Raw genomic sequence first — 12169 nt, 5'->3', positions numbered from 1 at the left:
AACCAAGCCCCGGAGCCAAGGCCTCACAGCGCCTTGAGCCCCGCAGCCGTGGCCGCCGCGAGCCTGCCCAGGTATCCCTTGGGCAGCTCGGCCCGCACCACCACGGAGCGCCAGTAGAGCGGCCCGGACACCAGGTCAAGGGCAAGATCCTCGTCGGCGCCCTCGCGCATCTCGCCCCGCTCCACCGCGGCCCTGACGACGCCGCTCGCCACCCCGTACTGCCCCTCCCGCAACGCCTTCTGCAGGGCCTCGGCGATCTCCGGATTGCGGGCCGCCTCCGCCTGCAGATCGGGGATCACCTGCGAGGCCACGGGATGCCGCAGAGCACGCGACGTCACCTCGTACAGCAGCCGCAGATCGCCTTCGAGCGACCCGGTGTCCGGCGCCGGGAGCCCCTGGACCGCTATGGCCGACACCAGGTCGAGCACGAGGTGCAGCTTGGAGCGCCAGCGCCGGTAGACGGCGGTCTTGCCGACGCCCGCGCGGCGCGCGATGCCCTCGATGGACATGCGCGCGTACCCGACCGCCGCGAGCTCCCCGAAGACGGCGGCCCTGATGGCCTCGGTCACATCCTCACGGAGCACCGCGGCCCCCGCGGGCGCCCTGCGGCGGGGCTGTTCATCTCCTGGCCTGCTCGTCGTCATGCGGGACAGCATAGAGCGTGACGACGATACGGTTGCGTTCCGACGTAGCGACGCCCTACTCTCGACGTTGCGACGATACGGGTCCGTCCCGACGTACGCGTCCCATGGCTCCCGAGTGAAAGCAGCGGAAGTGAGTCAGGTCCTCGACGCACCGTCCCGCCCCACCGTCGGCACCCCCGACCCGGCCGACCTTGCCGCCCGGCACGGCCTGACCGTCAGCGGCGCCCGCCCCACGCTCCCGGCGTATGTGCGCCGGCTGTGGCAGCGGCGCCACTTCATCACCGCCTTCGCGACCGCCAAGCTCACCGCGCAGTACAGCCAGGCGAAGCTCGGCCAGGTCTGGCAGGTGATGACCCCGCTCCTGAACGCGGCGGTCTACTACTTCATCTTCGGCGTGCTGATGGACACCAAGCACGACGTCGACGACTACGTCCCTTTCCTGGTCACCGGCGTCTTCATCTTCACGTTCACGCAGAGCTCGGTGATGGCGGGCACCCGCGCCATCTCCGGCAGCCTCGGCCTGGTGCGCGCCCTGCACTTCCCACGGGCGGCGCTGCCGATCTCGTACTGCCTGCAACAGCTCCAGCAGCTGCTCTTCTCCATGGGCGCCCTTGTGGTGATCCTGCTCTGCTTCGGCGTACCGCCCACCGCGTCCTGGCTCCTGGTGATCCCGGTCCTGGTCCTGCAGTTCACCTTCAACACGGGCCTGGCCCTGGTGATGGCGCGGATCGGCAGCAAGACGCCGGACATCGCCCAGCTGATGCCGTTCGTGCTGCGTACGTGGATGTACGCGTCCGGCGTGATGTGGAGCATCGACGCGGTCCTCAAGGGCAAGGACCTGCCGCACTTCGTGAAGGTCCTCCTGGAGTGCAACCCCGCCGCGGTCTACATCGACCTGATGCGCTTCGCGCTGATCGACACCTTCCAGCGCGAGCAGCTCCCGCAGCACGTCTGGGCCTGGGCCGTCGGGTGGGCGCTGCTCGCCGGAGTCGGCGGTTTCATCTACTTCTGGAAGGCAGAGGAGACGTACGGCCGTGGCTGAGACGACATTGACCCCTACCAAGACGGACCTGCCGGACCTGCCGGACCTGCCGGACCTGCCGGCGTCCGCACCCGCCCCCACCGTCATCGCCGACGCGGTGGACATCGTCTACCGCGTCCATGGCGGCGCCACATCGGGCCGTGGCAGCGCGACCGCCGCGCTCGGCCGCATCCTGAAGCGGGGCGAGTCCCCCGGCGTACGCAAGGTGCACGCCGTCAAGAAGGTCTCCTTCACCGCGTACAAGGGCGAGGCCATCGGCCTGATCGGCACGAACGGCTCGGGCAAGTCGACGCTCCTGAAGGCGGTCGCCGGGCTCCTCCCGGTCGAGAACGGCCGCATCTTCACCGACGGCCAGCCCTCCCTGCTCGGCGTCAACGCCGCCCTGATGAACGACCTGACCGGCGAGCGCAACGTCATGCTCGGCGGCCTGGCGATGGGCATGTCCCGCGAGCAGATCCAGGAGCGCTACCAGGACATCGTCGACTTCTCCGGCGTCAACGAGAAGGGCGACTTCATCACGCTGCCCATGCGGACGTACTCCTCGGGCATGGCGGCCCGCCTGCGCTTCTCCATCGGCTCCGCCAAGGACCACGACGTACTCCTCATCGACGAGGCCCTGGCGACCGGTGACCGCTCCTTCCAGAAGCGCTCGGAGGCCCGCATCCGCGAGCTGCGCAAGCGCGCGGGCACGGTCTTCCTGGTCAGCCACAACAACAAGTCGATCCGCGACACCTGCGAGCGCGTGCTCTGGCTGGAGCACGGCGAGCTGCGGATGGACGGCCCGACGGAGGACGTACTGAAGGAGTACGAGCGGTTCACGGGCGGCAAGAAGTAACTCACCGCCCGCGAACCGCAACGGGAACCAGGAGCGGCTCACCGCTCCAGGAAGACGAAGAGCTCTTCCCAGCGGCGCACGATCTCGTCCGTCGTATAGCGCTGGATGTTCTCCCTCGCCAGCTCGCCCATCCGGTCCCGCAGCTCCTTGTCGGACATCAACGTGTCCAGTCTGCGGGCGAGTTCGGCGGTGTTGCCGAGCCGGGCGAGCAGTCCGTCCACGCCGTCCTGGACGATCTCGTGCACGCCGGGCGCGCAGTCGAACGCGGCGCACGGCACCGCCGTGGCCATCGCCTCCATCAGGGCCAGCGGGAAGCCCTCGCCGCGCGACGACTGCACGAACACCGAGCCGCCGCGCAGCGCCCCGGGCACGTCGCTCGTGCGCCCCATCCACTCCACGGAGTCGTCGAGGCCGAGCGCCGTGCACTGCTTCTTGAGCATCTCCTCGTCCTCGCCGGAGCCGTAGATCCGCAGCGTCCAGTCCGGGTGCAGCGGCGCGACCTCCGCCCAGGTGTCGAGGAGCATGTCGATGCCCTTCTGGTCGTGCAGGCGGCCGATGCTGGTGACGACCTTCTCGGTGCGCTCGGACGGCACTTCGGGCATGAAGGGCAGCGGGTTCGGCATGAAGGAGGCGTTGTCCAGGCCCTGCCTGATCCACAGGTCGGCGTCCTCGCGGGTCAGCGCGAGCATCCGGTCGACGTCCTTGTAGTGCCTCCGCACCCGCCCGAAGCGCGAGCACGCCCGCGAGTACGCGAACGACTCATGACTCATGCCGATGACCAACAGGCCGGTGGTGTCGGCCAGTTCGACCCATTCCATCGCCCACACCTGCGTGACGATGACGACGGCACCGGGCCCGGCCTGCGCGAAGAGCGCGGTCAGCTTGGCGGCCTGCTCGTGCATGCCCTCCTGACGGCGTGCGCGCAGCCGGTGCTCGGCCACGTTGAGCCGCCCCTTGATGCCGCGCGCCGGTCCGACGCGCGGCGGGTGCTCGTCGTACAGGGTCGTGGTCGGGTAGGGCAGATCCGTGCCGATGTCCTGCGGGACACCCGGCTCGGTGATGCCGATGACGTGCACGCGATGACCGCGCCCGGCGAAGAGCTTCGCCATCTGGTGCGACCAACTGGTGACCCCGCCCAGCTCGTTGACGCTGTTGGAGACGAAGAAGATGTCCCGCGTGCGCTGCGCCGTCTGCATCACTTGCCGCTCCAGTGCGAGAAGAACTGCTCGACGACGCTCTTGGCCGCGTCGCCCTTGTCGTACTCACCGAACTCGGCGACGAACTCCGCCCGCGCCGCCGCATGCTCCAGAGCCTGCTCGTCCAGCGCCTTCACCGCCCCGAACAGCTCGTCCTCGGTGTCGACCACGGGACCGGGAGCCCGCTCCCGCAGATCGAAGTACGTCCCTCGCCCTTCATGCACGTACTCCTCGTAGTCGTACGTGAAGAACAGCATCGGCCGGTCGAGGAGCGCGTAGTCGAACATCACGGACGAGTAGTCGGTGATCATCGCGTCGGCGAGCTCATAGAGCGGTGTGACGTCGTGATGCGCGGATACGTCGATGACGCGCCCCCGCACGGACGGCGGCAGCACGACGTGGTTGAGGTAGTGCGAGCGCACGAGCAGCACATACCTGTCGCCGAACTCCTCCGCGAACCGCTCTACGTCGAAGGGCAGTTCAAAGCGTCCGTGCCGTCCGCCGTGCTTGCGGAAGGTCGGCGCGTACAGGAGCACCCGCTTGTCGTCGGGGATGCCCAACTCGGCGGCCAGCGGGCCGCGTTCGCGTACGCCCGTCGCGTCCTCGCGGCGCTTGGCGCGCACCAGCGCGTCGTTGCGCGGATAACCCACCCGCAGCAGCACCTTCTCCTTCAACCGCAAGGCCTTCGCCAGAGTCCGCACATCGTGCTCGGAGCGGATCAGGAAGCGGTCGAAGCGGTCGAGTACGCGCTGCTGCGCGTCCTGCTGCGGCTTGCTCCGCAGCTTCCAGGCGGGCTCGTCGAAGCCCATGCGCTTGAGCGCGGAGCCGTGCCAGGTCTGGATGTATGTCGTTCCGGGGCGCTTGGTGAGCTTGAGCGGGTAGCTCTGGTTGTCGACCCAGAACTCGGCCTGCGCCAGGGCCCGCAGATAGGGCAGCGACCAGCGCCGCACCAGCGTGGCGTCCTCGGGGAAGCCCTTCGGGCTGCCGGAGTAGGACCACACGGCCTCGAAGTCGAGCCCTTGGCGGCGCATCTCCTCGTAGATGGCGCGGGGGCTGTCGCTGTACTGCTTGCCGAGGTGGCTCTCGAAGACGACCGTGCCCTTGCGCACCGGCAGGCGGCTGAACACCTCGTCGTAGACGCGCAGTTTGCTCTGCCCGGAGGTGAGGTCCTTGCGCAGCTTCTTCGCCCTGCGGAAGCCGGACTTGGCGAGCTTCCCCGGCATCCCGTGCGTGCCGCGCGCCACCAGGTCCTGGATCCTGTCGCCGGCCGCGTCCCGCGTGACGAGCCGGAACGCGAGGTGCCCGCGCTGCGAGACCTCGGGCTCGATGTGATCGGCGACCAGGCGGGTCAGCCGCGGCCGCACCGGAAGCAGCCCCTCGGCGAGGCCCGGAGTGCTCGCGGTGAGCCGCGTCGTGGTGCGCACCCCGTCGGCGGTGAGGTGCAGGCGCACGTCCCACACCGCGTCGATGACGCCGAGCGGGCGAAGGCGCCGGGCGAGATCGGCGGTGGCCTCCCAGGAGATCGCCTCGCCCTCGTGGCGCAGTTCGGAGACGGGAAAGCGGAAGGACTGCAGGCTCCGCCGCCGGGCGCTGAACTCCAGCTCGGCGGTGAGCACGGCGTCCTGGCCGATGGTGCGGAGCGGGTTGGTGACGCGGCCCGCCATCCGTACGGTCCCCGCCGACTGCCCCGCCCCCGCCGACTCCTCGTAACGCGTCAGGACGTTGCGCAGGAACATCTGGTCGAGGCGCTTGCTGTGGTAGCCGAGCGCGGTCACGTCGAGGACCTGGCGGCCGGACGGGTCGTCGAGGTGTTCGGCGCACCAGTACACGCGCCCGTCCCGCTCGGCAAGCGGCGAGGAGATCTTGTCGCGGTTGGTGAGGGTGTCCACGGCGGGCAGCAGGTTGTCCCAGTCGCCCTGCTCCAGGAGGTAGGCGCAGATGGCCTGGACGGGCTGCACCTCGGCGTACGCGGCGCGGTCGATCCCGGCGAGGTAGTCGCGGGCCAGGCCCGCGAACTCCTGCCGGTAGGAGGCGTCACGGAACGGCAGGTCGCGCAGGTGGAGCACCAGGTCGTGCTTGAGGTACTTGACGTCCTTGGCGAGCCGCAGCTCGTCGAGGCCGCGCTCGGCGAGCAGCGCGTCGATCCGGCGGTGGATCTCCATCCGGTGCTGGAAGTTGACCATCTCGTGGCGCCGATTGCTCACCGACTTCACGGGGCCGCGCGCGTAGACGTGCCAGAAGTAGACCTGGTTCGGGATGAGGGTGATGCGGTCGGCGGCGAGGTAGGCCTCGGCGATGAACATCAGGTCCTCGTAGTACATCCCCTTCAGGAAGCGCAGACCGTTCTCGACGAGGAAGTCGCGCCGGTAGAGCTTGTTCGTGGACAGCGTGTCCCAGACGAACAGGTCCGTCAGCTCCTCGACGGACTCCAGGGTGCGGGTCGTGGCGTACAGCCACGGGTACCACTGCTCGCGCTTCTTGTTGCGCGTGTCCATGTGCAGCCGTACGCACAGCCCGGAGACGATGTCGGAGCCGTCGCGCTCGGCGGCTTCGAGGAGATTGCGGCAGGCGTTGCGCTCCAGGACGTCGTCGCTGTCCAGGAACATCACATGACTGCCGACGGTGTGCCCGATGCCCACGTTGCGGGGCTCACCGCATCCCCCGCTGTTCTCCGGCAGCTGGTAGGCCCGCACCCGCTCGGGGTACTCGGCGGCCAGACGCCGGGCCGTCTCGTACGAGCCGTCCGTGCTGCAGTCGTCGACGATGACGACCTCGACGCCGCGCAACGTCTGGTCGAGCACCGACCGGACGGCGGTCGGCAGCCGCTCCACGTCGTTGTAGACGATCACCACTACGGACACATCGGGTCGCGCCTCCGGCGTCCCCCGCTCACCTATCGCTCCCATGCGTCCCTCCAGTCAGATACCGGCTCATCCTACTAATTATCGCTAATGCCCGATTAGCGCTCTTCGAGGGGGTGTGATCGGCCCAAGGAAGCGCCGCGATAGGGTCACGCGCGAGCCACGCACGCACAGCAAGAGGGGGCGCCCCGAGCCAGATGGCTCGGGGCGCCCCCTCTTCGCTCTGGGCTACGCCCTACGTGTGCGTACGCAGCAGCGTCCGCATCGTCCGCATCGCGACCGACAGGTTCGCCAGGTCGAACGCGTCCGAGCTCTGGATCTCGTCCAGCGTCGTCCGCGACCGGCTCAGGATCGCCGCGTTCTTCTCCTCCCAGGCCTTGAACCGCTGCTCGGGAGTGGCCTCGCCGTTCCCTGCGGAGAGCACGTCCGCCGTGAGGGCGGCGTGCGCCGCGTACAGGTCCTCACGGATCGACGCGCGCGCCATCGACTGCCAGCGGTCGGCGCGCGGCAGCTCGATGATGCGGTCCATGAGCCGGGTGATCCGCAGCCGGTCGGCGAGGTCGTAGTAGACCTCGGCGACGGCCATCGGGTCCTTGCCCGTGCGGTCGGCGATCGCGACGATGTCGAGCGACGGGAAGGCCGAGGAGAACCCGGCGACCCGCTGGGCGAGTTCCTCGGGGACACCCGCGCCCGTCAGCTCGTCGCGAATGCCCTCGTACCACTCCAGGTCGGAGCCGCGCAGCAGCTTCGGCAGCTCGGACCAGACCTCGGCGACGCCCTTGCTGAAGAACTCGATGGTCTCGGCGAGCTGCAGCGGCTGCGGCCGGTTGTTGAGCAGCCAGCGCGTGCCGCGCTCGACGAGCCGGCGCGAGTGCAGCCGGACCTGCGTCTGCACATCGGCCGCCACGACGTTGTCGAGCGCCTCGACCGCGTCCCAGACCTTGCTCAGACCGAAGATCTCACGGGCCGCGAGCTGCGCCCTGACGATCTCCTCCAGAGAGGCCCCGGTCTCCTCGCGCAGCCGGTGCAGGAACGTCGAACCGCCCGTGTTCACCGTGTCGTTGACGAGCACCGTCGTGATGATCTCGCGACGCAGCGCGTGCCCGTCGACCTGCTCGGGGAACTTCTCGCGCAAGGCCTTCGGGAAGTACGCGTGCAGCAGCCGCTGCAGATACGCGTCGTCCGGCAGCGACGTCTGGATCAGCTCGTCGGCGGCCGTGATCTTCGTGTACGCGAGGAGCACGGCAAGCTCGGGCTGGCTGAGCCCGCGGCCCGAGTTGAGCAGCTCGCGGATCTGCCGGTCGGTCGGCAGGAACTCCAGGCCCCGGTCCAGGTGCCCGTCGCGGCCAAGGCGCCGCATGAAGCGCTGGTGGGCGTGGAGCAGGGACGGCGACTGGAAGACCGCGTTCGACAAGGCGGTGTTCTGCGCGTAGTTGTTGCGCAGGACCAGCTCCCCGACCTCGTCGGTCATCGCGGCGAGGAACTTGTTGCGCTGCTTGACGGTCATGTCGCCGTTCGCGACGACCGCGTTCAGCAGGATCTTGATGTTCACCTCGTGGTCGGAGGTGTCCACGCCCGCGCTGTTGTCGATGGCATCGGTGTTGATGTGCCCACCGGCGCGCGCGAATTCAATACGGCCCAGCTGGGTCAGACCGAGGTTGCCGCCCTCGCCGACGACCTTGACGCGCAGATCGGCGCCGTCGACGCGGATCGCGTCGTTCGCCTTGTCGCCGACGTCCGTGTTCGCCTCGGCCGACGACTTCACGTACGTACCGATGCCGCCGTTCCACAACAGGTCGACCGGCGCCTGGAGGATCGTCTTCATCAGGTCGGCGGGGGTCATCTTGGCGACGCCCGACTCGATGCCGAGCGCCTCGCGGATGTGCGCGTTGAGCTGGATCGCCTTGGCGCTGCGCGGGAAGATCCCGCCGCCCGCCGAGAGCAGCTCCTTGTTGTAGTCCGCCCAGGAGCTGCGCGGCAGCTCGAAGAGGCGGCGGCGCTCCGCGTACGACGTCGCGGCGTCAGGACGCGGGTCGATGAAGATATGCCGGTGGTCGAAGGCGGCCACGAGCCGGATGTGCTCACTGAGCAGCATGCCGTTACCGAACACGTCACCACTCATGTCACCCACGCCGACGACCGTGAAGTCCTCGGTCTGGGTGTCGGTGCCGAGCCCCCGGAAGTGCCGCTTGACGGACTCCCAGGCGCCGCGGGCGGTGATGCCCATGCCCTTGTGGTCGTAACCGGCGGAGCCGCCGGACGCGAAGGCGTCACCGAGCCAGAAGTTGTACGACTCGGCGACCTCGTTCGCGATGTCCGAGAACGTCGCGGTGCCCTTGTCGGCGGCGACCACGAGGTACGTGTCGTCCTCGTCGTGCCGGACGACGTCCGCCGGGGGCACGACCTCGCCCGCGACCAGGTTGTCGGTGATGTCGAGCAGCGCCGAGATGAACGTCTTGTAGCAGGCCACGCCCTCGGCGAGCCACGCGTCGCGGTCCACGGACGGGTCGGGCAGCTGCTTGGCGACGAAGCCGCCCTTGGCGCCCACCGGCACGATGACGGTGTTCTTCACCATCTGCGCCTTGACCAGGCCGAGGATCTCCGTACGGAAGTCCTCCCTGCGGTCGGACCAGCGCAGGCCACCGCGCGCGACCTTGCCGAAGCGCAGGTGCACGCCCTCGACGCGCGGCGAGTACACCCAGATCTCGTACGCCGGACGCGGCGCGGGAAGGTCGGGGATGGCCTGCGGGTCGAACTTCATGGAGACGTAGTTGTGCGCCTTGCCGCCCTCCGCCTCCTGGAAGAAGTTGGTCCGCAGGGTCGCCCTGATGACGGTGAGGAAGGACCGCAGGATCCGGTCCTCGTCGAGCGAGGCGACCTGGTCGAGGGCGGCGTCCAGCTCCTCGAGAAGGGCGTCCGTCAGCTCGACGCCGGCGCGCTGGCGGTCCGGGGACATCCGCGCCTCGAAGAGCGAGACGAGCAGGCGGGTGGTGTGGACGTTGTTGCGGAGGGTGTCCTCCATGTAGTCCTGGCTGAACGTGGAGCCCGCCTGGCGCAGGTACTTGGCGTAGGCGCGGAGCACCATCGCCTGGCGCCAGTTGAGCCCGGCCCGCAGGACGAGCGAGTTGAAGCCGTCGACCTCGGCCTCGCCCGTCCAGGCGGCGGCGAAGGCCTCCTGGAAGCGCTCGCGGCCGTCGTCGCCCAGGTAGTCGCCGTTGCCGTTCTGGGACTTGGGCAGGCGAAGCCCGAAGTCGTAGATCCACGCGTTCGTACGGTCCGTGCAGCGCAGCTCGTAGGGCCGCTCGTCGGTGACCTCGACGCCGAGGCGCTGCAGGACCGGCAGGACCGCGGAGAGCGAGACCTGGGCCCCGGAGCGGTAGATCTTGAAGCGGCGCTCACCGGGGGCGGCGCCCACCGGCTCGTACAGGCTGAGCGCGAAGTCCTTCTTCCCCTGCTTCAGCTGCTCCAGGTGCTGGAGGTCGGCGACGGCGGCGCGCGGCGTGTGGTCCGCCTTGTAGCCCTCGGGGAAGGCGCCCGAGTAGGTGCGGAGCAGCTCGGCGGCGCGCTCTTCGCCGCACTCGGCGGTCAGCGCCTCGGCGAAGCCGTCGGCCCAGGAGCGGGCGGCCTCGACGAGCCGCGCCTCGATGCGGTCGACGTCGGCCTCGGTGAGCTGCGGAATGCCGCCGCCCGGCGCGACGCGGACCACGAAGTGCAGCCGGGAGAGGATCGACTCCGTGTTCCAGGCGGTGAAGTCGACGCTGGTGCCGCCGAGCTCCTCCTTGAGGATGTCGATGATCCGCAGCCGTACGCCCGTGGTGTAGCGGTCGCGGGGCAGGTAGACCAGGGCGGAGTAGTAGCGCCCGTACTCGTCCTTGCGCAGGTAGAGCCGCAGCCGACGGCGCTCCTGGAGGTAAAGCACAGACGTGACGATGGACCGCAGCTCATCGGCCGGGGTCTGGAAGAGCTCGTCGCGCGGGTACGTCTCCAGGATCTGAAGCAGGTCGCGGCCGTCGTGGCTGTTGGGCGAGAAGCCCGCGCCCTTCAGCACCTCGTCGACCTTCTTGCGGATGACGGGCACACGCCGCACGGACTCGGTGTACGCGGCGGACGAGAAGAGCCCGAGGAACCGCCGCTCGCCGATCACATTGCCGTCGGCGTCGAACTTCTTCACGCCGACGTAGTCGAGGTAGCTGGGCCGGTGCACGGTGGCCCGGCTGTTGGCCTTCGTGAGCACCAGAAGCTTGTGCTCACGGGCCTTGGCACGCGCGTCCGCGGGCAGCCGGCTGAACGACGGGCTCACCGGGTGGGCGTCCGCGCCCGCGTGGTGCGGGTCGGCGCGCAGGATGCCGAGGCCGGTGCCGGGCACCGCGGCGAGCGCGTCGCCGTTCATGAGGTCGTACTCGCGGTACCCGAGGAACGTGAAGTGGTTGTCGGCGAGCCAGCGAAGGAGCTCACGGGCCTCGTCGACCTCCTGGTCGCGCAGGTCGTCGGCGGTCGGCTCGGTGGGGAGCTCATCGGCGATGCGCAACGCGGCGTCGCGCATCTTCTCCCAGTCCTCGACGGTCTCGCGTACGTCGGACAGGACACGGAGCAGATCGACGCTGATCTGCTTCAGGTCCGCGCGGTCGGTCTCGCGGTCCATCTCGACGTGGATCCACGACTCGGTGACCGCGTCGTGCGGACGCTCGGCGCCGGGATCGTTGGTGAGGATCTCGAGCAGCTTGCCGGTCAGATCCCGTCGCACCACGACCTGGGGGTGGATGACGACATGAATGCCGCGCCCCTGCCGGGAGAGCTCATTGGTGACCGAGTCGACGAGGAAGGGCATGTCGTCCGTGACCACCTCGACGACGGAGTGGCTGCACTGCCAGCCGTTCTCCTCGACGGTCGGGGTGTGCACCCGGACGTTGGCCGTGCCCTGGGGGCGGTTCTCGGCCAGCCGGTAGTGGGAGAAGGCGGCTCCGAAGACGTCGACCGGGTCACGGTCGGCCAGGTCCTCCGGGGCGGTGTGCAGGTAGTAGCGCTGGAGGAACGCGAGGACCGTGTCCTGGTCGGGTGTGGCCTCGTCGCCCTTCGACCCGGTGGGTGCCCCGTTCGGTAGGCGCCCCCCAACCGGGCTGTTCTCAGCTACGCGGGCCGCCCGGGTGAGCAGCTCGGCCTTGGCTTCGTCCAGCTTGGTCTGCATTGTCCTCTGACTCCTGTCGCGCGCCGTTGCGTGACGTAGAAGGAAGTGATTCGACGTAACGCCACGACGCGGGGTCTCCGGTCGAAGTCGACGTTATGCCGCGGTGAGAGATGAGCGGGCGGTTATGCGCCATTGTCGGCACGGCCGGCGGGTTCGCCGAGCGGTGGCCGAGATGACTTGAGCGGCCGCACCGCGAAGAAGCGTCAGCGACAGCCCGGGCACGGATGTCATCCGTGTTCACCGGGCGCAGGACGGGGGCGCTCGCGCCCCCGCGGGATATCGCGCTGATCACGGGTCAAGGCTATCGCCCCGCACCCGGGACTCGTCATGAGCCGTATGTGTACAAAAGAGGGGGTGCAATTTTGACAGTCTGCACAGAGACTTCCCGCCATCCATCGGCTGTCGG

General features: G+C 69.1%; 6 protein-coding genes. 2 read left to right on the top strand and 4 right to left on the bottom strand.

Annotation, left to right across the window (positions count from 1 at the left end; translation table 11 throughout):
* Positions 1-23: 23 nt before the first annotated feature.
* Positions 24-644 carry a TetR/AcrR family transcriptional regulator gene (locus AB0O76_RS00130; RefSeq protein WP_365483131.1) on the bottom strand — a complete coding sequence of 207 codons (621 nt, stop codon included), beginning with the start codon at positions 642-644 and terminating at the stop codon, positions 24-26.
* A gap of 130 nt (positions 645-774) precedes the next feature.
* Here AB0O76_RS00130 and AB0O76_RS00125 point away from each other — a divergent pair, with 130 nt between their 5' ends.
* Positions 775-1686 (top strand): ABC transporter permease, encoded by a 912-nt coding sequence (locus AB0O76_RS00125; protein ID WP_365483128.1) that lies wholly within the window; start codon positions 775-777, stop codon positions 1684-1686.
* A gap of 28 nt (positions 1687-1714) precedes the next feature.
* On the top strand, positions 1715-2521 hold the full coding sequence (locus AB0O76_RS00120; protein WP_365484370.1) for an ABC transporter ATP-binding protein: 807 nt from the start codon (positions 1715-1717) through the stop codon (positions 2519-2521).
* 38 nt (positions 2522-2559) lie between these two features.
* On the opposite strand, the gene AB0O76_RS00115 is transcribed toward AB0O76_RS00120, so the two are convergent.
* From AB0O76_RS00115 to AB0O76_RS00105, 3 genes are all read right to left on the bottom strand, one after another.
* Complete coding sequence (locus AB0O76_RS00115; protein WP_365484367.1) at positions 2560-3717, bottom strand: glycosyltransferase; 1158 nt, start codon at positions 3715-3717, stop codon at positions 2560-2562.
* Complete coding sequence (locus AB0O76_RS00110) at positions 3717-6623, bottom strand: bifunctional glycosyltransferase family 2 protein/CDP-glycerol:glycerophosphate glycerophosphotransferase (RefSeq protein WP_365483125.1); 2907 nt, start codon at positions 6621-6623, stop codon at positions 3717-3719. Before AB0O76_RS00110 ends, AB0O76_RS00115 begins: the two co-directional genes overlap by 1 nt.
* A gap of 190 nt (positions 6624-6813) precedes the next feature.
* Positions 6814-11763, bottom strand: coding sequence for an NAD-glutamate dehydrogenase (locus AB0O76_RS00105; RefSeq protein ID WP_365483122.1), 4950 nt, complete (start codon positions 11761-11763; stop codon positions 6814-6816).
* Positions 11764-12169: the final 406 nt, after the last annotated feature.

Origin of the sequence: Streptomyces sp. NPDC086554, from assembly GCF_040686095.1 — a bacterium.
Classification (GTDB): Bacteria; Actinomycetota; Actinomycetes; order Streptomycetales; family Streptomycetaceae; genus Streptomyces.
Note: the sequence above shows the minus strand (reverse complement) of the source record. Positions and strands in the feature narration are given on the sequence as shown.

Coding starts and splice junctions, on each gene's coding strand:
- AB0O76_RS00130 (WP_365483131.1), bottom strand. CDS start 644: ATGACGACGAGCAGGCCAGGAGATGAACAGCCCCGCCGCAGGGCGCCC.
- AB0O76_RS00115 (WP_365484367.1), bottom strand. CDS start 3,717: ATGCAGACGGCGCAGCGCACGCGGGACATCTTCTTCGTCTCCAACAGC.
- AB0O76_RS00110 (WP_365483125.1), bottom strand. CDS start 6,623: ATGGGAGCGATAGGTGAGCGGGGGACGCCGGAGGCGCGACCCGATGTG.
- AB0O76_RS00105 (WP_365483122.1), bottom strand. CDS start 11,763: ATGCAGACCAAGCTGGACGAAGCCAAGGCCGAGCTGCTCACCCGGGCG.